Origin of the sequence: Tardiphaga sp. 709, assembly GCF_032401055.1 — a bacterium.
GTDB lineage: Bacteria > Pseudomonadota > Alphaproteobacteria > Rhizobiales > Xanthobacteraceae > Tardiphaga.
This window is the reverse complement of sequence record NZ_CP135529.1, coordinates 5,532,763-5,553,422: the sequence shown is the minus strand read 5'-3', so window position 1 is coordinate 5,553,422 and position 20,660 is coordinate 5,532,763. Positions and strand designations below refer to the sequence as shown.

The window sequence follows — 20,660 nt, the reverse complement described above, 5'->3', positions numbered from 1 at the left end:
GGTCAGCCTCCCCTCAACACGGAGGCGAGCGTCGGCCAGCCCGGCAACGGGCCGGCATCCTGCGCCGGCGCATCGGTGCGCTCGGCGCCGCGCAGCTTCGCAGAGCGCGCGCGCGGATTGGCCTTGAGTTCTTCGTCGCCCGCAGTGATCGGGCGCTTGTTGACGAGCGAGAAGCGCGGACGGGATTGCGCGACCTCGGGCAGATGCCGCGATCCGCCGCCGGTCTTGCTGCGCTCGGTCATGAAATTCTTGACGATGCGGTCTTCCAGCGAATGGAACGAGACTACCGACAGCCGGCCACCCGGCTTCAGCACGCGCTCGGCAGCGGCGAGCGCGGTATGGAGTTCGTCGAGCTCCGCATTGACGAAGATGCGCAGCGCCTGGAACGTGCGCGTCGCCGGATGGATTTCACCGGGCTTGGCCCACACAACTTTCTGCACGATATCGACAAGCTGCTTCGTCGTCTCGATGTCAGCTTCCTTGCGTGCCGCAACGATCGCGCGCGCGACAGAGCGGGAATGCCGCTCCTCGCCGAAGATATAAATGATATTGGCGAGATCGGCTTCGGAGGCCTTCGCCACCACGTCGGCCGCGGTTGGCCCGTGCTGGCTCATGCGCATGTCGAGCGGGCCGTCGAAGCGAAAAGAGAAGCCGCGTTCGGCCTGATCGATCTGCATCGACGAAACGCCGACATCCATCACGACGCCATCGACGAGCGGCTCGCCCTGGGCAGCACACACATCAGCGAGATTGGAGAAGCGATCCTCGACCAGCGTGAGACGGCCGTCGGATGCGTCGACCAGATCGAAACCACCGGCGATGGCGGTCCGGTCGCGATCGATGGCGATGACGCGGGTTCCCTCGGTCGCGAGAATGGCGCGGGAATAGCCGCCGGCGCCGAATGTGGCATCGACATAAATACCACCGGCGCGCGGGCTCAGCATATCGACGGCTTCAACGCCGAGAACAGAGATATGCCTTGTATCGGGCGTGCTCATGCGCGGGCCTGCCGGAAGCACGCAGACAGCGCGTTCCGTTCCTTCGCATCGAGGCGCAAAATCAAACTGGACACGAACAGGCCCATGTCGCCTCAATTGTCGGCGCGGCACCCGGCTTTTCCGATCAAAAAGCCCGATCGCCGCACGATTGCGGGTTCCATTCGACGCGCCGCCCGCGTTTTGCGCGAGGCAGGCCTGATGTCCGCATGGATTCTTCGGGATTGCCATGGGATCAGAACGCCGGGATCTGAGCGTCAAAATGGAACTTTGGCCGCCCTTTTCAGGTTGGCTCTTCACCACTCAGTAACGGCACTTAGCGTTAAGAAAGCGTTGATGGGTTGGAGAGCAGTCGATCAATTGCAAGTGCCGGTTTCATCGTAGTGCTGATGCTTTAAGCCCACAGTGGATAAAAATGGGGCAAAACTGTCATGCAGTCGTTGCATAGCAAGGTGCCAGTCGAGGATAGTACGCGCCTGCGGCGCAACCCTGATGTGCCGCTGTTCTCGTGACTGATTTGAGTTTTCTGATGGCTTCACCTTCGTCCGCACCCGCTGGATCCGACTCCAAGCGTCAACGCGCCCTCCCGATTCCCAAGGGCGCCGCGGACATGCCGACCTTTACCCCGGATTCATCCGTTGTTTCCGATGTGATCCCGTCGCCGAATTTCGGTGACCGCAACAAGGGCCTCGTGCCCGATATGATCGTGCTGCACTACACCGGCATGCCCGATCCGGAAGGCGCGATCACGCGCCTGTGCAGCGCGGGCACCGATGTCTCTGCGCATTACATCGTGCTCGAGGATGGCCGTATCGTGCAGACAGTGCCGGAAGCCAAGCGGGCCTGGCACGCCGGCGTCGGTTTCTGGGCCGGCGAAGAGGACATCAATTCCTGCTCGATCGGCATCGAGATCATCAATCGCGGTCATGACTGGGGCTATCCGGATTTTCCAAGCCGGCAGATCGCCGCCGTCACCGCGCTGTGCCGCGGCATCATGCTGCGTCATGACCTGCAGCCGCATCGCGTGCTCGGCCATTCCGACGTCTCGCCCTCGCGCAAGAAGGATCCCGGCGAGAAATTCCCGTGGCACTCGCTGGCCAATTCCGGCGTAGGCCACTGGGTGATGCCGGCGCCGATCGTGCGCGGCGAAACCATGAAACTCGGCACTGCGGGCGACGACGTACTGGCGCTGCAGCATGCATTGGCGCGCTATGGCTACGGCATCGAGACCGATGGCCAGTACAATGCCCCGACCATGGAAGTGGTCACCGCCTTCCAGCGCCATTTCCGTCCCGAGCGCGTCGATGGCCTCGTCGATCATTCGACGCTGACCACGCTGCAGGCCCTGCTCGCCAGCCTGCCCAGCGAAGCGACAGCCTAGATCTCCGGATCGGTCATCTCGTCCAGCTCAGCCAATCGCCGCGCGTAAAGCCGGCGTAGCGGTGCCAGTTGCGTGGCTGCACTGGCCCGATGATACGCATCGCGGGCGGCATCGCGCCGGCCGAGGCGGCGCAACAGGTCGGCGCGCACCGCGGGCAGCAGATCGTAGCCGTCGAGTCCGCCCCTCGCCTCTAGTGCGTCGATCAGATTCAAGGCACGCAGCGGACCATCGACCATCGCTACCGCGGCGGCATGGTTGAGCTCGATCACCGGCGATGGCCTGATCCGCAGCAGGACTTCATAGAGCCCGGCGATCTGCGGCCAGTCGGTGGCTTGATAGCTTGGCGCCTGCGCATGCAGCGCCGCGATCGCGGCCTGCACCACATAGTCATCGGGTCGGCCGGGAGCGTGCAACGCGTCCTCGACCAGCCGCAATCCCTCGGCAATCTGTTGATGATCCCACCGCGACCGATCCTGCGCTTCCAGCAGCACGATGTCGCCGTCCGCCGTCGCACGACCGGAGCGGCGCGCGTCGTGCAGCAGCATCAACGCCAGCAGGCCTTTGATCTCGCGTCGCTGCGGCAGCAATGCATCGAGCAAACGAGCCAGCCGGATTGCTTCCCGCGCCAAGTCCGGCCGCATCAGATCGTCGCCTGACGTGGCAACGTAGCCTTCGGTGAAAACCAGATAGATCACGGCCAACACGCCGCGCAGGCGCTGTTCGAGCGCATCTCGCACAGGCACTTCATAGGGAATTCCGGCGATGCGGATCTTCTGTTTGGCTCGGACCAGCCGTTGCGCCATGGCGTCTTCGCCGATCAGAAACGCCCGTGCCACCTGAGCGGTGCTCAATCCACAGACGGTCCGCAGCGTCAGCATCACCTGCACCTCCACGGCGAAAGCCGGATGGCAGCAGATGAAAATCAGCCGCAGCATGTCGTCGTCGAGAACAGCGTCATCACAGCGATCGTCATTTGCGCACGCATTCAGCAACAGCTCGTGCGTCACCTGTTCCTGCTTGTCGCGAAACGATACCAGACGCCGGACACGGTCGATCGCCTTGTTGCGCCCGACATTGACAAGCCACGCGCGCGGATTTGCCGGCGGCTCGGCGGTTGGCCATTTTTCAAGCGCAACCGCAAAGGCATCCTGCAACGCATCTTCAGCCAAATCGAAATCGCCGACGAGGCGGATCAGCGTCGCCAGCGCGCGACCCGCTTCGTTGCGAAAGATCCTGTCGATTTCGGCTGACGTCATGGCGTCAGTTATAGACCCAGATAGGCCGCACCTCGATTGAACCGATCCGCGCGCTGGGAATCCGCGCCGCAATCGCCAATGCGGCATCGAGATCCTTCGCGTCGACCAGATAGTAACCAGCGAGCTGTTCGCGCGTCTCGGCGAACGGACCATCGGTGGTGAGCATCTTGCCGTCGCGCACCTGCACCGTGGTCGCTGTGGTCGTCGGCTGCAGCCGGTCAGCTGCCTTGAAATTGCCGCTCTGGACGATGGACTGGGTGAACGCGCCATATTCCTCAAGCATCTTCTTGCCTGTGGCGGCGTCCATTTTCGCGTACTCGGCTTCGTTCTGGTAGATCATCAGCAGATACTGCATTGCGTTCTCTCCTCTTGAGCGGCGCCATTCGCCGTGACATGGGCATGATCGGGTCCGAAAACTGGTTTCCATTTTCCGGGATCATGCCGTCAGTCGAACGAACCGGCAGCAGAACGACATCTTCAGGATAATTTATTTTGGCAAAGACTGCGCGCGTTCCTGGCTTGACGCCACGGCCCTGAGCCTCCATGCCTGTGCCGTCAGTCGGCTGGACGGCCGCTCCCGCTATGGTCGAAAGGCTGTGGGAGAGGAAAGTCCGGGCTCCATCGACATACGGTGCCGGATAACGTCCGGCGGGGGTGACCCCAGGGAAAGTGCCACAGAGAACGAACCGCCTCGCCTCCCTCCGCAAGGAGATGGCGCGGTAAGGGTGAAAAGGTGCGGTAAGAGCGCACCGCGTATCCGGCAACGGAAACGGCATGGCAAACCACACCGGGAGCAAAACCGAATAGGGACGGCAAAGCAGTCAGTTCGCTCACCCTGAGCGATAACACTGCGGGGCAATGTCTTGCTCGCTGTCCGGGTAGGTTGCTTGAGGCCATAGGCAACTATGGTCCCAGAGGAATGGCCGTCACGCATCGCCGATGCAAATCGGCGATGCCCTACAGAACCCGGCTTACAGGCCGGCTGATAACTTTCTGAACAACGAAGGGCCCGGCGCAACACGCCGGGCCCTTCGCCAGTTTTGGCGCCGATGACCGCACCGAAATCTGCTTCAGTCCCGTCCTGCCTGAATGATCGCCTCTGCGAGGCGTGCAGGATTGCTGAAGAACATTTCATGGCTGCCCGGACATTCGACCAGCCGAAACAGACCAAGACGTTCGGATAGTTGCGGATGCCATGGCAGGCTATGTGGCAGCGCAATGTCCTGCTGACAATTCACGTAGGATTTCCCGACCGCAAGTTCGGCGAGAGGCTTGCTCAGCGAAATCTTGTCGGTGAATGTCTTGTAGGGATGCGGATTGAGTTGCTCATAGGCTGACTTCGCCAGTCCGAAATCGGCATCGTTGATGAAAGCGTCGCGCCAAATTTCGAACGGCAGCATCACCGCGTTGTTGTTGGCGGCAGCGATGGAATCGAACAGGCCAAGGTAATGCGGCGGCACCATGTCGTTGAGCGACTGTCCGTCCAGCGGAACGAAGGCGTTGACATAGACCAGGCGCTTGATGCGTTCTGCCATACGGTCCGCAACGCCCGAAATCACCATGCCGCCATAGCTGTGTCCGACAAGGCGTATGTCCCGCAGATCTTCCTTCTCGATATAATCAGCGATCGAAGCGATAGCCTGTGCAAGCCCAACTGCGCTGCGGTCGTCATTCGCGTTGTTGCCAGCGACCGTCGGGCAATGAACGACATGCCCGCTTGCCCGCAGATGACCGGCGACCGCGTCCATCTCCTTTCCCGTGTGCCAGGCACCGTGAACCAGGACGTATAGATCTGCCATGCACTCCTCCCGATGTTCCCCGGACATTCATAAACACCGACATGCCGGGCAGATGGCCGGATTGCGCCAGCCCAATCGACGATTTGCGTCACAGGCTATCGTCGGCGTCTGAACTCGCCAGGTGTCACACCCAGATATTTGCGGCACTGGCGGATAAAATGTGATGGATCTGTCAGGCCGACCTTCTGGCCGATGCCACCGATACTCACACGGTCGAAGCGCGGCTCGACCAGCATCTTGCGGGCCATCGACATGCGGCAGTCGGCGAGCAGCCCGCTAAAGGTTACGGACGCACTGGCGAGACCGCGATGCAGCGTGCGCTCCGAGATTTGCAGTTGGGCGGCGATCGACGCTGCAGTGAGGCCGGGCTCGGCATAACGTTCGCGCAGAGCGCGACGAATCCGATCAATCAGCGTGGCCGTGCCGGACGTCTCCGCCGGCGACTGCGTCACATCGCCTTCCAGTGTCAGAGCCAGCAGGGCTCCCAATTGATCGACAAGGAGAGACGCCGGCAGCGGACTGCGAACGGCCAGTTCCGGTGACCATTGCCGAACGAAGCCGCTCAGTGCCAGTCCCCAGCCAGACTGTCCATCAATCACCCGGCCAAGATGCTGCTCGGGCGCGGTAAGCCAACGCTCGACGCATCCCATCGGCAGCTCCAGCGAAATCGTGTCCGACGTCACCGGAAAATGAAATTCATAGGGGCGCCGCGAATCCACCAGAAGAAGATCATGGGGGCGCAACATCGCCGTTCTCTCGCATTGCGTGGCCGACCAGTTCCGGTCGGTCTTGCAAAGCAGATAGTAAAAATTGGACTGGCCGCGCGAGATGGCGCGTCTGGTGCGATAGACATGCTGGGGATCGCCTCGAACGTGATTGACCCCAATCACATCGAGCTGCCCGCGCTGTAGTTCGGACGCAAAGCTCGCGGACGCGAGGCTGGCGATATCCATCTCCAGAAAGCCTTCGCAGACCGCGGAAATCCAGTAGTCCAACCGTCGTTCCGGCTCAACGAGAGCCGTGGACCATGTCTGAATGTCCGGCGAGCAATCCATCGTCGAGCCCCAATACGGTCTATACTGGTCGCAGGATCGACAGAGTGTTGCGCAAAGCAGGAACTGTCAACGACATCCGATTTTGCGACGACGGGCGTCACCGTGCGGGTGTCGCCACGATCGGCTCGCCCCACGGGGGACGAACGCATTGACGACATGCGCCGAAATGCGAACGAGGGCCAACGGCGGCCCCCGTTCCTTCCTGATATCATTCCGCGGCAGCGGTGCGATCGAGATCCAGCACCTGCCGTTCGAACAGGCCGCGATAGATGCCGTTCGGCCGGGCCGTGAGCGTCGCATGGGTGCCCTCTTCCGCGATGTGCCCGTGATCGAACACCAGAATGCGATCGAGGCTGCGCACCGTCGACAGGCGATGCGCGATCACGATCGAGGTGCGGCCTTTCATCAGCCGCTCCATCGCCTCCTGGATCAACGCCTCCGACTCTGAATCGAGGCTCGATGTCGCCTCGTCCAGAATCAGCACCGGTGCGTCCGCCAGGAATGCACGCGCCAGCGCGACACGCTGCCGCTCGCCGCCCGACAGTTTCACACCACGCTCACCAACCAGCGTGCCGTAACCTTTCGGCAACCGGATGATGAAGTCATGCGCATTCGCCAGCCGCGCCGCCTGTTCAATCGCCGCCATGGTGGCGCCGGGCCGGCCATAGGCGATGTTATCGGCCAGCGAACGGTGAAACAGGATCGGATCCTGCTGCACGATCGCAATACGACTACGCAACGACTCCTGCGTGACATCGGCGATGTTCTGACCGTCGATCATGATCTGGCCACCCGACACATCGTAGAGCCGCTGGATCAGCTTCACGAAGGTCGTCTTGCCGGAGCCCGAACGCCCGACCAGACCGACGCGTTCGCCGGCGCGGATGTCGACCGACAGCCCGTCATAGAGCGGCGTGGCATGACCGCCATAGTGGAACGTCACGCCATCGAACAAAATGCGCCCGCCGGTGATGGCAATCGGCTGCGCATCCGGCGCGTCGGCGATGCCGAGCGCGACGTCATGGATCGCGACAAGCTCCTCCATGTCGTTCACCGAACGCTGCAGGTTGTTGATGTGCATGCCGACATCGCGCAGATAGCCGTGGATCACGACATAGCTCGTCAGCACATAGGTGACATCGCCTGCCGTCGCCTGACCTTGCAGCCACAGCCACAAGGCGCCGCCGATCACCGCTGTGCGCACGCAGAGCAGCACTGCGAGCTGCACCGTGCTCGTGGTGTTGTAGCGATACCATGTCCGCGCCACGCGCACGCGCCAGCGGCCGACGACCTGCCCCAGCCGCTCGTCTTCGCGGCTTTCCGCGCCGAAGGATTTCACCACGGCGTTACAGGTTAGGGCATCCGCCAGCGTACCGCCGACCTTGGTGTCCCATGCATTCGACACGCGCGCGGCCGGCGCGATGTAACGCGTGGAGAACCACATGGTCATGGCGATATAGGCGACCGTGCCGACAGCGATCACACCGCCCAGCGCCGGCCAGTGCCAGCCGAGCAGCAGCATCGAGCCAAGCAACACCACCAGCGACGGCAGCAGCGCCATCAACAGCGTGTCATTGAGCAGATCGACCGCCCACATGCCGCGCGTGACCTTGCGCACCGTGGAGCCCGCAAAGCTGTTGGCGTGCCAGTCCGTCGAGAAACGCTGCACGCGCGCGAAGGCCTCGCGCGACAGATCCGACATGATACGCAGCGTAAACGGAACGATGGCGTGGATGCCGAGCAGCCGCAGCAGCATCGACGACGCGCCGAGCGCCACGATGGCGCCGAAGGCCACATAGGCCGCATGCCGCGCCGCCGGATCGGCGCCGCCTTTGGTGACGGCATCGACCAACTGGCCGGAGAACAGCGGCATGAACAGGTCAGCCACCGTCGCGCCGAGCAAACCCGCAGCGGTCACCGCGACACGGCCGGGCTGCCGGAACCAATGCCGGATCACGAAAGGGATCACCACGCGGATAGCGGCGGCGCGGTCTTTGGGCTTCAGAGTCATGACTTCATCCGGCAGCGCTCCTGCGCAGACCGGCTCCATGGTTTGACGCGCAACGGGCAGACCGAGCGCGAGCGTCCTAAAAGTACAGAAACGGGAAAGATCAGGATGATCGGGACATCAGGCCCGACCGGCAGAGGCGGAACCGGGGCTCAACGAGCCCGCATAAACCCGCATGCGTGCACCGAACCGAGAATTCCGGAGAGCAGATCAATCGACTTCATGCAGACTCTCCCTCGGGTTCGAGCAATGGAAGGTAGTTTTATAGATGTGCCGCCGACTTTTGGCAACATGATGGCCCGCAGGAAAGCGTCGGCTGGCGATAGAACCGCTCCAGCCGCGCCTAGTGCCCGCCGCCTGCATTGGCGGGATTGCTGGGCTTGTTCAGCAGCATCACCATGAGGCTGAGACCGACATAGAACACCGACAGCGCGAAGAACGCATCGCCAAAGCTCATCACCACGGCCTGACGATGCACGATCTGCGACAGCTGCTTCATCGCCATGCGCGAGGCGTCGCCCATGCCCTGGAACTTCTGGGTGAACATGTTCAGCGTTTCGACGGCCTTGGCGTTGCCCCAGGTCACCTTGTCGTGCAGCCGCGTGATGTGGAAGTCGGTGCGGTGATCAAGCACGGTGTTGATCAGCGCGAGGCCGAGCGCGCCGCCGAGATTGCGCGTCAGATTGAACAGGCCGGAGGCGTTCTTCAGCATCTGCGGCGCCAGCGTGCCGAGCGCAATGTTGTTGATCGGCACCATGGCCATCATCATGCCGATGCCGCGCAGGATTTGCGGCAGCAGCAATTCGTAGAAATCGAAATCGCGCGTCACCCATGTCATTTGCCAGGTGCCGGCAGCGAACAGCGCCAATCCCGCCATGATGAGATAGCGCATGTCGATCTTCTGCATCAGACGCGCCACCAGCGGCGCCGTCAGGAACATCGCAACGCCTGAGACGAACATCGTCTCGCCGATCATCAGCGCGCTGTAGCCGCGGATCTCCGCGAGATAACGCGGATAGAGATAGGTCAGGCCATAGAGCCCGATGCCGACGCAGAACGAGAACAGACAGCCCAGCGCGAAATTGCGATCTGTGAAGGCACGGATGTCAACGATGGGTTCCCGCGCCGTCAGCACGCGCCAGAAAAATGCGATGGCCGACAGCAGGCAGATGACCGCGAAGATCGCAATCGACGTGTCCTGGAACCAATCGTTACGCGGCCCCTCTTCCAGCACATATTCCAGCGAACCGAGGAAACCCGCCATGAAGCCGAGGCCCCACCAGTCGAAATGATCAAGCAGTTCGAAATGCGGCTCGTCGAAATCCACCAGCGCGAGCACGCCGATGGTGATGCCGATGCCGGGGACCACGTTGATGAAGAACAGCCAGTGCCATGACAGCGCATCGGTGATGTAGCCGCCCACCGTCGGGCCGATGGTCGGCGCCAGTGTCGCCACGAGGCCAATGATCGGGCCGACGATATGGAATTTGGAGCGCGGAAACACCGTATAAGCCGAGGCGAACACCGTCGGGATCATGCCGGCGCCGAGGAAACCCTGGATCGCGCGCCACAGGATCATCTGCTCGATCGACGAGGTGAAGCCGCACATCAGGCTGGCGAAGGTGAAACCGGCGGCGGAGATTGCGAACAGAAGACGCGTGCCGAGTGCACGCGACAAAAAGCCGGACAGCGGAATCGCGATCACTTCCGCGATCAGATAGGCGGTCTGCACCCAGGAGACTTCGCTGGATGATGCGGACAATCCGGCCTGGATTTCGGACAGCGAAGCCGAGACGATCTGAATGTCCAGGATCGACATGAACATGCCGAACACCATGATCAGAAACGCGATCAGGCGTTTCGGCGCGACATAGTCCGCAGCCGAAGCGGCCGGCGGTGCGCCTGATACGGTGGTGGTCGTGGACATCTGCTTGTCCTCGCTCAACGCGCGGGTTCTGCACCCGGCTTGGTGTTGACGCGGACATAGACCGACATGCCGGCGCGCAGCAGGTTTTCCTTGGCGACGTCAGCCGGCACCCTGAGACGCACAGGCACGCGCTGCACGATCTTGGTGAAGTTGCCGGTGGCGTTATCGGGCGGCAGCAGCGTGAACACCGAGCCCGCGGCCGGCGCGAGGCTTTCCACCGTGCCTTCGATGGCGCGGCTGCTATCGGCGTCGAGCTCGATCGAGACCGGCTGGCCCGGCTTCAGGCGGCGCAGCTGCGTCTCCTTGAAATTGGCATCGATATAGACGTCGTTGAGCGGCACGACATTGCCGAGACGCTGGCCGGCGCTGATGAAATCGCCGGTCGAAACGAGGCGGTTCGAAAAAATGCCATCCACCGGCGACTTCACGGTGGTGAAATCGAGATCACGCACGGCCTTGTCCAGCGCGCTCTGCAATTCGGCGAGCTGCGCACGCGCTTCGTTCTGCTGCGCCTTCGTCACTTCGACGCTGCTCTTGGCGGAGTCGACGGATGCCTTCGCGGCCTTGACGGCAGCCGAGGTCTGGTCGCGGTTCGACTGCGAGGTCTCGTAGACCGAGCGCGAAGCAAAACCCTGCTTGCTCAGCGTTTCCTGACGATCGAATTCAAGCGACGCGCGATTGGCGGCGGCATCAGCCGATGCGAGCTGGGCCTGCGCCTGCTCGACGGCGCTTTCCTGTGCGCCGACCTGACGGCCGATCCGTTCGATGGTGGCCTTCTGGGTGTCGATCTTGCGCTTGGCGGCATCGACGGCGATGCGATAGTCGCCGTCATCGATCCTGAAGATCACCTCGCCGGCCTTCACCGCGACGTTGTCGCCCGGCAGGATCTGCGCAATGTGGCCCGATACGCGCGCACCCAGCGTGGTGTTGCTGGCGCGGACATAGGCGTCGTCGGTCGACACGATGAAGCGGCCGACCAGATAGTAGTTGATGCCGTAATAGACGCCAGCGACGGCGAGCAGCGCGCCGACACCGAGCAGCACTTTTTTCTTCTTGCCGGACTTTGGCGCAGCGGTCTGCGCAGTTGCCGCCGGTGCTGCTGCTGTGGCGGGCTGTTCAGGTGCGGGCGCATCCGCAGGACCGCGGGCTGCGGGTTCATCCGCTGCGGGCGACACGACGCGCACCGGCGCGCTGTCAGCCTCGCCTTCGGGGCGAATGATACGGGCAGCCTGGTCGCGTGGTCCGGCCATTCCGGCCTCCTCAAACGTGAGAATGCGGAGACCATCGGACATGCTGGGTCCCCGCTTGCTGTGACATTATCTAAATTGACCGAACGGTTCGGTCAAGATATAGTTCGGCCAGTTCATCACGATTTCGCGTTATTCCGGTTTCATCGCGGGCGATATCCCGCTGATTCATCGAACAGGCTGAACGAATGGTTGCCTCCCACCCTGCCCCCTCTCGCCTGTCGGCGAGGAAGACAGCGCCAAGCGCCGCCAAATTCTCGACGGTGCGCGAAAAGTCTTCCTGGATCTGGGCTTCGACGGCGCCAGCATGGGCGAGATCGCGCGTGCCGCCGGCGTCTCCAAGGGGACGCTTTATGTCTATTTCACCGACAAGAGCGCGCTGTTCGAGTCGATCGTCGAGCAGGAGAAGCTTGAACAGGGCAAGGCTGTCTTCAATCTCGATCCGGAACGCGATGCGGTGACCACGCTCGGCGAGTTCGGCCGTGCCTATATCCAGTTGCTGTGTCGGCCCGGCGGCGGCTCGGCGATCCGTACCGTGATGGCGATCGCGGAGCGCATGCCCGATGTTGGCAAACGCTTTTACGAAGCGGTGCTGGCGCACGCAATCCGGCGCGTCGCGGACTATCTGGACGCCCGCGTGGCGGCGAAGGAACTCCGGATCAATGACACCGAGCTGGCGGCAGCGCAGTTCATGATGTCCTGCCAGGCGACGCTGTTTCAGCCGTTCATCTTCCAGGCCAAGCCGACTCCGACGCGCGCGGAAATCGACAAGGTCGTCGACAGCGCGGTGCAGATGTTCCTTGCCGCCTACCGCATCTGACGCGCTCGTCTATTCGTTCTCGTAGAAGTCCTCGTCATCGGGCGATTTACGCGTCGACTTCTTGGCCGTGCGGCCGATCGAGCCGGTCACGCCGCCGTAGTCACTGTTGCGGCTGGCATAGGGGTTGCGGCTTTGCGCGCGTGCGGCAATTTCCTCGCCCGACACGGCAGCCGGCTGGCAGATCACCGGGCGCTTGGGCCGGCGCATCAGATCCACGTGAATGTGATCGTAGTGATAGACGTTGGAGCCCGGCGCCAGCACGGTGTTGAAGACTTGGCACGCGCCGCCCTGGATGTCGCGCAGGAAGCCCTGCTCTTCCGGCATCCCCTTCCAGCCTGCCTTCACCGAGACGCTGCGACCATCGGCGAGCACGAAGGCGGAGATATCGAGCGCGTTGCCGAATGCGTGTTCGGAGATGTGTGCGCGCGAATTGCCGTTCATGCCGCGGCAGGAATAAGCGGATATCTGCTTGATCTCGGCGACACGAACGCCAAACCAGCGCATCGCCGCCGGCTGCACGGACTCCGCGAGCCACTTGTCGAGTGCCGAGACGATCGGACAGGCCAGCGTCGCCGTCGGTTTCACGACGACGGGCCCGACCGAGCCCGTAACATTGCCCTGTCCCGGTCCGAGACGCTGCGGGGCATAATCCTGCGGCGGCTGGCTCTGCTGCACACCTGAACTGTAACGGCCGTAAGGCGCGCGCGGCTGCGGCTGCGGTGCCGGCATTGTTTGCGGCGAGCCTTCCGGCGGCAATTCGATCTCGTCTTCATTCTCCGGCGGCACGCCCGGCGCGTTCAGCGAGATCGGCCCGTTATTGGCAGCGCCGCCGTAGGACGAACCACCATAGGACGGCTGCTGCGGCGCGGTTTGCGGATAGGAACTTGGATAGTTGCTCGCGGGGCGCGCCATGGTTTGTGGCTGCTGCTGCACCGGCCAACGCGGCTGGCTTGCACCGCTGATGCCGCCAGGCGGCCGCAAGGTTTCATCGGCAAAACCATAGCTGCTGCTGGCCTCGCCGAGGGCTGCGACCTTCAAGGGAAATTCTGCGCCGCAGACACCGGGCCCGGAAATCGGGTTGATCCGAACGAGATCAGCGCCCTCTTTCACCGTGCCGGATTTGAGACATGCGACTTCTGCCTCGGCACGCCATGGTTCACGTTCCTGGGTCTGAAACAGACCGCGTCCGCAACCCGCAAGCGAAACAAGGACGACGGAGCCGACGAGATACAAACGAACTCTGCGCGTCATTGGCGCAAGGTGGTCGAAATGTTTTAAAGACTCTTCAACGCATTGAATTCACATTTGATTTACCATGTTGCTGACGCTCGTACCGCTACGGCCGCAGTTGGTCGACTTCCTTCTCTTTTCTGCGGGAACGGACTGCCAGCTTTCGCGTTACTCAGCGCGACAACGTCAAAGGGAGGGTTCCCATGACTATGTTCGGCCAACTCAGCGTTGTGGCCGCCTATGCGGCAATCGCCTTCGTCGGCGCTATCGTATTTGGCGTGCTGTAGAGCCCTAATCCCATAAAGCTTTCTCATCTATGGCGTCCGCTCTCCCGAGCGGGCGCTTTTTGCTGCCGTAACCTGCCAATAGCCGATTGACAGTTTGACGCAGGCCGGGGCCTGATACCCCCGTTGCGAGCGCTTGCGCATCAGCCGGGACGATCGCCCGCGCAGTAGACCAGCGCCGAATTCAGAAGTCAGGAAACGCCTATGCGCAAATTCTTTGCCGCAGCCATTGCGGCTGTATCACTCGCCGCCGCACTTGCAGCCCCTGCTGCGGCGCAAACCCCGATCAAGATCATGGTTGGCGGTATCGACAAGCAAATCTATCTGCCGGCGAAACTCGCGGCGCAGCTCGGCTTCTTCAAGGAACAGGGGCTCGACGTCGAGCTGTTCAACTCCACCTCCGGTTCGCAGGCGGCGACCGCCCTGCTCGCGCGCGAAGTGCAAGGCGTGGTCGGCTTCTACGATCACACCATCGACCTGCAGTCCAAGGGCAAGTTCATCACCTCGGTGGTGCAATTCGCCGTCGCGCCAGGCGAAGTCGTGCTGGTGAAGGCTGCCGACGCCGACAAGCTGAAGGATCCCGCCAACTGGAAGGGCCAGACGCTCGGCGTCACCGGTCTCGGCTCTGCCACCGACTTCCTGACCCGCGCGCTCGCCGCCAAGGCGGGCCTGAAGATGCAGGACTACACGCTGGTGCCGGTCGGCGCCGGCGATACGTTCCTGGCTTCCATGCAGCAGGGCAAGATCGTGTCCGGCATGACCACCGAGCCGACGGTGGCGCGCGCGGTGAAAAACGGCACGGCTAAAGTCGGCATCGATCTGCGCACACCGGAAAGCACCCGCGCTGCACTTGGCGGCGATTATCCGGCCGCGTGTCTCTATATGGACCGCGCCTGGATGGAAGCGAACAGGGAGACGGCACAGAAGGTCGTCAATGCCTTCGTGAAGACGCTGAAGTGGATGAACAGCCACTCGCCGGAGGAAATCGCCGCGCAGATGCCGAAGGACTATTACGCCGGCGAACTCGATCTCTATGTGCAGGGCCTGAAAGAAGGCAAGCCGCAATACTCCGTAGACGGCATGATGCCGGCGGGTGCGCCGGAATCGGTGCTGAGCGTGCTGAACAGCTTCTCGCCCAACCTCAAGGGCAAGACCATCGATCTCGCCAAGACCTACACCACGGATTTCGTGGTCAAAGCCAACGCGACGAACTGAGCATGTCAGCAATTGCATCGCCCTCCGCCGTCGCGCTGAAGAACGTCGCGCGCCGCTTCGTCACGCCATCGGGTGACGTTCTCTCCGCGCTGGAGGATTTCGACCTCACCATCGCGCCCGGCGAATTCATGGCCGTGGTGGGCCCGACCGGCTGCGGCAAGTCAACGACGCTCGGGCTAATCGCCGGACTCGCCCGCCCGCAAGGCGGCGAAGTCACGTTGTTCGATTCACCCGTGACCGGCGTCGATCGCCGCGTCGGCTTCGTGTTCCAGCAGGATGCCGTGTTTCCATGGCGCGACGTGCTCGGCAATGTCATGGCCGGGCCGTTGTTTCGCGGTGTCGCGAAAGACAAGGCGGAAGCCACTGCGCGCGACTGGATCATCCGCGTCGGCCTGAAGGGCTTCGAACATCATCATCCGCATCAGCTTTCTGGTGGCATGCGCAAGCGCGTGGCGCTGGCGCAGACCTTCATCAACAATCCGCAGGTCCTTTTGATGGACGAGCCGTTCTCCGCGCTCGACGTGCAGACTAGGGAATTGATGCAGGAGGAACTGCTGCAGCTGTGGGCGCAGGCGAAATCCGCGGTGCTGTTCGTGACCCACGATCTCGACGAGGCGATCCTGCTCGCCGATCGCGTCGCCGTGCTGACCACGCGACCGGCGCGGGTCAAGTCCGTCCACACCATCGACCTGCCGCGTCCACGCGATGTCGCGACGCTGCGCTATGACGAACGTTTCATCGCCATTGCGCGCAAGATCTCTGACGACCTGCGCGAGGAAGTATTGCGCGCACGGGCGGGGCAGTGACATGACCGAGACAACAGTGACCGCCCCCCTCGCCACCGACGGCCGTATCGAAACCGCCGTTCAGCGCCTGCGCCGCCATCAACGCCTGGTGCTGGCGCTGCGGCTTGCCGTTCTCGTATTCCTGATCGGCGGCTGGGAATTCGGCGTCCGCCTCGGCGTGATCGATCCGTTCTTCTTCGGCCAGCCATCCGGCATCGTCACCAAGCTGATCGACTGGACCGAAAACGGCACCTCGATCGGGCCGCTGTGGAAACAGATCTGGGTGACGATCTACGAGGCCGGCGCCGGCTTTCTGATCGGCTCGGCCATGGGCATCCTGTGCGGCATCGCGCTTGGACGTAACCAGCTCCTGTCGGACGTATTCTCGATCTACATCAAGGTCGCGAATTCGATCCCGCGCGTCGTGCTCGGCTCGATCTTCATCGTGGCCCTCGGCCTCGGCGCGGCATCGAAGATCGCGCTGGCCGTCGTGATGGTGTTCTTCGTGGTGTTCGCCAACGCCTTCCAGGGCGTGCGCGAGGCCGACAAGAACCTGATCGCCAATGCGCGCATCCTCGGCGCCAGCAACTGGCAGATGACCCGCGCGGTGGTGCTGCCCTCGGCCCTGTCCTGGATTCTCGCGAGCCTTCATGTGTCGTTCGGCTTCGCGCTGGTCGGCGCCATCGTCGGCGAATTCCTCGGCGCCCGCGAAGGCATGGGGCTGCTGATCGCAACCGCACAGGGCTCGTTCGATTCCAACGGCGTGTTCGCCGCGATGATCGTTATCGCGATCGTGGCACTGCTGGCCGAATGGATCCTGACCATGATCGAGAACCGGCTGCTGACCTGGCGCCCGGATACCACCGTTAACGAGTGACCACCGAAGCCCGGCGCGCTTGATTCAAATCGGCGCGCCGACGGTCATTCCCGATGCAACAATGTTGCCCCTATCCCCTGCGACGACACATTTCCCCGCCGCGACGAAACCGTTTTGCAGAATTGACGCAAATCTCCTGAAACGGCCGCTGGGTACATCTCCTGCCAACGAGGCGCCGAACGGGCGCTCATTCACAGGCGCTCAAACGGAGATTCCCATGATCACCCTCGCTTCTTTCGAACGAAAAATTCGCCGTGCTGCCGTCGCAATCGGCGCGCTCCTTGCCGGCGCATTCTCCTTTGCCCACCCGGCAGCCGCAGCGCCGCTGCCGCTGTTTCCGTTCTTCATGGCGCCGCCGGTCCAGAGCGAGCCTGCACCCTATATGCAGTCGCCGCAGGTGGATGACGAACGCCAGGCCATCGAACAGCCGGCGCGCTTCAGACGGCAGATCGTCAACTATCCGACCCGCGAGGCCCCCGGCACGATCATCGTCGATACGCCGAACACCTATCTTTATTACGTGCTCGGCAACGGTCAGGCGATCCGCTATGGCATCGGCGTCGGCCGCGATGGTTTCACTTGGTCCGGCGTACAAACCGTGACCCGCAAGGCCGAATGGCCGGCATGGACCCCGCCCGCTGAAATGATCGCACGCCAGCCCTATCTGCCGCGCCACATGGCCGGCGGCCCCGGTAACCCGCTTGGCGCCCGTGCCATGTATCTCGGCGGCACCATCTATCGCATCCACGGCACCAATATGCCGGAGACCATCGGCACGCAGGTCTCGTCGGGCTGCATCCGCCTCACCAATCAGGACGTGTCGGATCTGTATTCCCGCGTCACCGTCGGCACCAAGGTCGTCGTGCTGCCGATGGATCGCCGTGCAGACAGCGCAAGCGGCAAGCGTGGCTAAAGTCGGGCACGGTTCATAACTGGCGCGCATCACCACAGCATTGTAATGTCCCCGCGTTTTCGAGCGGGGACATCATGCGTCTGAAACCAATTCTCATCGGCGTGGTGCTGGTCGCCGTCTTTTTCGTGGTCGCACTCAAGGTGATGGACTACGTGGCACCGCGCGGCGCTGGCCCGGCGCCGGTGCTGGTCGCATTGCCGCCACTGCCGCCCTCACCCGCACGCAGTTCAAGCATCATCGCGCCGGTCGCCATTGCACTCACCGCGATCCGCGATGCCGCCGACCGCGGCGCGCCGCGCAGCTTCAGCGGCACGGCTGACAATCCTGTACAGCAATTGCTACAAGATGCCGATATCAAGTGGACCGCCGCACGCGGCCCGATCGCGGCGACCGGCGCGCAGGACACACTGACCATGTCCGCGCCCCTGACCGGCACGCTCAATGTCACCGGCGCGATCTCGACGAATGTGCGCGACGCACTGGGCGGCGCGCTCGGCAGCCTGCTCGGCGGCAATGTGGCCAAGCAGCTTGGCAACATCAACATCAAGAACGTCAATGCCAATGCGGAAATCCGCGGCAATGTGGTGGTCTCGGCGCAACCACGGCTGACCCCGAACTGGCGGATCGAGCCGAACCTGGCCGCTCAGGTGACACTCGGCGATACCAATGTCGCGGTCGCCGGTGCCCGCATCAATGTGCCCGCGCAGGTCAAGCCGATGATCGACAATGCGGTGAACGAGCAGATCATCGCCCTGCAGCAGCGCCTGCGCAACGATCCCGCCTTCGAGCAGAATGCCCGGCGTGAATGGGCCAAACTCTGCCGGTCGATCCCGCTGCAAGGTGCGAGCGCATTGCAGAACCTGTTCATCGAACTGAAACCGACGCGTGCCGTCGCCGCTCAGCCGCGCATTGACGCCAGCAATTTGACGCTGACACTCGGCGTCGAGGCCGAAACACGCGTGACCTCAACACAGACGCAGCCGAATTGTCCGTTCCCTGCCACACTCGCCATCGTGCCGCCCGGCCCCGGCAAACTCAGTATCGGTGTGCCCGTGGACATGCCTTTCACTGAACTGAACAAGATCATCGAGGCGCAGCTCGCCGGCAAGACATTCCCGGAAGACAATTCCGGCGCGGTCGCAGTGACGGTGAAGAAGGCAACTGTTTCCGCATCCGGCGACCGCCTGCTCATCTCATTGCTGGTGAATGCCAAGGAGAAGCAGAGCTGGTTCGGTCTTGGCGGCGAAGCAACCGTCCATATCTGGGGCAAGCCTGCGCTCGATCAGGCGGCACAGACGCTGCGCTTTACCGATCTGGAACTTGCCGTTGAATCAGAAGCGGCCTTCGGCCTGCTCGGCGCGGCAGCTCGTGCAGCTATGCCATTGCTACAGAAGACACTGGCCGAACGTGCGACCATCGATCTGAAGCCCTTTGCCTCGAACGCACAAAAGAAGATCGCCGCCGTTATCGCGGATTTCCAGAAGAACGAAAACGGCATCCGCGTCGGCGCCGAGATCAGCAGCCTCCGCCTTGGCGGGATCGCCTTCGACTCCAAAACGCTGCGGGTGATCGCGGAGGCCGACGGCGCCATCAATGTGAATGTGACGGCCTTACCGGGGCTATAGATTTAACGCGATGACGCGGCGAAGAGCGCACCCGCGAAATGGGCGCGCTCTTATCGTTGACTTGCTGCCTATTAACTCACGTTGTCAAAACGTGACGCAAAAACGGCCTACATCGCATACTTGAACTCAGGCATCGCCTTCAGTTGATCCTTGCTGGCACCGCTGAGCACCGCATGGTCAGGGTACCAGGGATTCGCCTTGGCGGGCGTAGCGGCCGCCGGCGTAGCACCCGTGGTGGCTGCACCCGTGGTCATGCCGCTCGACGTCGAGGTCGACTTCATGCCCGAAGAACCGCCAGTTGAAGACGCCATTGTTGAGACCGGCTCGTTCACGAATTTGATCTTGTCATAAGGCACGGCGATCAGGTGTTCGCCGACGCCCAGAAAACCACCGACGCCGATCACCACCGCCTTGATGTTCCCCTGCTTGTCGGTCAGGAGATCGTTGATCGAACCGAGGCTCTCATTGGCTTCGTTATACACGCTCAGACCGACCACCTTCGATGTACGCCAGTTGCCATTGAACGTCGTATCAGATGCGGTGACCGGCGCAGCCGCCGGAGTTGTGGTTGTCGTTGTTGCGCTCGGGCTCTGCGCGAAAGCTGCAGTCGCCAACAGCGCCGAACCAACGATACCCGCCGTCATATATTTCTTGAACATATGTTCCTCCTTTCGTTGTGGGTGGTACAAAACCAACGCGGAGGTACAATGACTGTTCCGGTTCCAGCCAAAATTGGGCGTTAGAATTCCCCCCAATAGGGTGCGACGCCATAGTGGCGATGCAGCGCCTCTTCCTGCGACCTGTCGCCCCAGTCGAATTCGCGCTTCTCGGTGAATGACGGCGCGCTGCGCAATTCTTCTTCGCTGATATCAAGTTGATACGCATCGAGCGTGCGATTGAAGGTCAGCCGCGCCCAAGGCAGCGGCAGCAGATTCGAACCGAGGCCGAGAAAGCCGCCGAAGCTGAGGATGGCGTAGGACACTTTGCCGCTGATCTTGTCGATCATCAGCCGCTCGATATGACCGATGCGTTCGCCGCTCGGACGCCGGACGGCTGTTCCCTCGATCCGGTCGCTCGCAATCAGGCTATGCGGCTTCGTCATGACGTCGGGAGTCATTGTCGCCTCCATAAATCACTTGAAGGGATAACAATGCCCGGACGTGTTCCTTGTTCCGGCAATAGCGCGAAAGTGACGTGCACAAAAGAAACCACCACCTTTCCCTTGCGGGAAAGATGGTGGCGT

General features: G+C 62.3%; 18 protein-coding genes and 1 other RNA gene. 8 read left to right on the top strand and 11 right to left on the bottom strand.

Going from position 1 to position 20,660, the window contains the following annotated elements:
• Positions 1-2: 2 nt before the first annotated feature.
• The gene (gene rsmH, locus RSO67_RS26830; RefSeq protein WP_315841318.1) at positions 3-998 is read right to left on the bottom strand and encodes a 16S rRNA (cytosine(1402)-N(4))-methyltransferase RsmH; all 996 of its coding nucleotides are present in this window, start codon (positions 996-998) and stop codon (positions 3-5) included.
• A 526-nt stretch (positions 999-1,524) separates the two neighbouring features.
• On the opposite strand from rsmH, the gene RSO67_RS26825 reads away from it, so the two are divergent.
• Positions 1,525-2,376: an N-acetylmuramoyl-L-alanine amidase gene (locus tag RSO67_RS26825; protein WP_315841317.1), complete on the top strand. Its 852-nt coding sequence runs from the start codon at positions 1,525-1,527 to the stop codon at positions 2,374-2,376.
• On the opposite strand, the gene RSO67_RS26820 is transcribed toward RSO67_RS26825, so the two are convergent.
• Both RSO67_RS26820 and RSO67_RS26815 read right to left on the bottom strand, forming a co-directional pair.
• Positions 2,373-3,632 (bottom strand): RNA polymerase sigma factor, encoded by a 1,260-nt coding sequence (locus tag RSO67_RS26820; protein ID WP_315841316.1) that lies wholly within the window; start codon positions 3,630-3,632, stop codon positions 2,373-2,375. The genes RSO67_RS26825 and RSO67_RS26820 overlap by 4 nt on opposite strands.
• Positions 3,633-3,636: 4 nt before the next feature.
• Positions 3,637-3,987 carry a YciI family protein gene (locus RSO67_RS26815; protein WP_315841315.1) on the bottom strand — a complete coding sequence of 117 codons (351 nt, stop codon included), beginning with the start codon at positions 3,985-3,987 and terminating at the stop codon, positions 3,637-3,639.
• 200 nt (positions 3,988-4,187) lie between these two features.
• Between RSO67_RS26815 and rnpB the strand changes: the two genes are divergently transcribed.
• Positions 4,188-4,622: RNase P RNA component class A (rnpB, locus tag RSO67_RS26810), an RNA gene on the top strand.
• A gap of 80 nt (positions 4,623-4,702) precedes the next feature.
• On the opposite strand, the gene RSO67_RS26805 is transcribed toward rnpB, so the two are convergent.
• From RSO67_RS26805 to RSO67_RS26785, 5 genes are all read right to left on the bottom strand, one after another.
• Positions 4,703-5,431, bottom strand: a complete 729-nt coding sequence (locus tag RSO67_RS26805; protein ID WP_315841314.1) for an alpha/beta hydrolase — start codon at positions 5,429-5,431, stop codon at positions 4,703-4,705.
• A gap of 95 nt (positions 5,432-5,526) precedes the next feature.
• A complete protein-coding gene (locus RSO67_RS26800) occupies positions 5,527-6,426 on the bottom strand; it encodes a helix-turn-helix domain-containing protein (protein WP_315841313.1) in 900 nt (299 codons plus the stop codon).
• Positions 6,427-6,694: 268 nt separating this feature from the next.
• On the bottom strand, positions 6,695-8,497 hold the full coding sequence (locus RSO67_RS26795) for an ABC transporter ATP-binding protein (RefSeq protein ID WP_315841312.1): 1,803 nt from the start codon (positions 8,495-8,497) through the stop codon (positions 6,695-6,697).
• A gap of 340 nt (positions 8,498-8,837) precedes the next feature.
• Positions 8,838-10,421 (bottom strand): DHA2 family efflux MFS transporter permease subunit, encoded by a 1,584-nt coding sequence (locus tag RSO67_RS26790; RefSeq protein WP_315841311.1) that lies wholly within the window; start codon positions 10,419-10,421, stop codon positions 8,838-8,840.
• Positions 10,422-10,435: 14 nt separating this feature from the next.
• Complete coding sequence (locus tag RSO67_RS26785; RefSeq protein WP_315841310.1) at positions 10,436-11,671, bottom strand: HlyD family secretion protein; 1,236 nt, start codon at positions 11,669-11,671, stop codon at positions 10,436-10,438.
• A 304-nt stretch (positions 11,672-11,975) separates the two neighbouring features.
• Here RSO67_RS26785 and RSO67_RS26780 point away from each other — a divergent pair, with 304 nt between their 5' ends.
• On the top strand, positions 11,976-12,488 hold the full coding sequence (locus tag RSO67_RS26780; protein ID WP_315841309.1) for a TetR/AcrR family transcriptional regulator: 513 nt from the start codon (positions 11,976-11,978) through the stop codon (positions 12,486-12,488).
• Between the two features lie 9 nt (positions 12,489-12,497).
• Here the strand turns inward: RSO67_RS26780 and RSO67_RS26775 are convergent, their stop codons facing one another.
• Positions 12,498-13,739 carry an extensin family protein gene (locus RSO67_RS26775; RefSeq protein ID WP_315841308.1) on the bottom strand — a complete coding sequence of 414 codons (1,242 nt, stop codon included), beginning with the start codon at positions 13,737-13,739 and terminating at the stop codon, positions 12,498-12,500.
• A 467-nt stretch (positions 13,740-14,206) separates the two neighbouring features.
• On the opposite strand from RSO67_RS26775, the gene RSO67_RS26770 reads away from it, so the two are divergent.
• The 5 genes from RSO67_RS26770 to RSO67_RS26750 all read left to right on the top strand — a co-directional run bounded on the left by RSO67_RS26770 (position 14,207) and on the right by RSO67_RS26750 (position 19,417).
• Positions 14,207-15,217, top strand: coding sequence for an ABC transporter substrate-binding protein (locus tag RSO67_RS26770; RefSeq protein ID WP_315841307.1), 1,011 nt, complete (start codon positions 14,207-14,209; stop codon positions 15,215-15,217).
• A 2-nt stretch (positions 15,218-15,219) separates the two neighbouring features.
• Positions 15,220-16,023: an ABC transporter ATP-binding protein gene (locus RSO67_RS26765; protein WP_315841306.1), complete on the top strand. Its 804-nt coding sequence runs from the start codon at positions 15,220-15,222 to the stop codon at positions 16,021-16,023.
• A 1-nt stretch (position 16,024) separates the two neighbouring features.
• Positions 16,025-16,879: an ABC transporter permease gene (locus RSO67_RS26760; RefSeq protein ID WP_231077590.1), complete on the top strand. Its 855-nt coding sequence runs from the start codon at positions 16,025-16,027 to the stop codon at positions 16,877-16,879.
• A gap of 217 nt (positions 16,880-17,096) precedes the next feature.
• Positions 17,097-17,792 carry a L,D-transpeptidase gene (locus RSO67_RS26755; RefSeq protein WP_315841305.1) on the top strand — a complete coding sequence of 232 codons (696 nt, stop codon included), beginning with the start codon at positions 17,097-17,099 and terminating at the stop codon, positions 17,790-17,792.
• A 74-nt stretch (positions 17,793-17,866) separates the two neighbouring features.
• Positions 17,867-19,417 (top strand): DUF4403 family protein, encoded by a 1,551-nt coding sequence (locus RSO67_RS26750; RefSeq protein ID WP_315841304.1) that lies wholly within the window; start codon positions 17,867-17,869, stop codon positions 19,415-19,417.
• Positions 19,418-19,524: 107 nt separating this feature from the next.
• Here RSO67_RS26750 and RSO67_RS26745 read toward each other — a convergent pair whose 3' ends face one another.
• Positions 19,525-20,076 carry a PRC-barrel domain-containing protein gene (locus RSO67_RS26745; protein ID WP_315841303.1) on the bottom strand — a complete coding sequence of 184 codons (552 nt, stop codon included), beginning with the start codon at positions 20,074-20,076 and terminating at the stop codon, positions 19,525-19,527.
• 80 nt (positions 20,077-20,156) lie between these two features.
• The gene (locus tag RSO67_RS26740; protein WP_315841302.1) at positions 20,157-20,534 is read right to left on the bottom strand and encodes a PRC-barrel domain-containing protein; all 378 of its coding nucleotides are present in this window, start codon (positions 20,532-20,534) and stop codon (positions 20,157-20,159) included.
• Between the last annotated feature and the right edge of the window lie 126 nt (positions 20,535-20,660).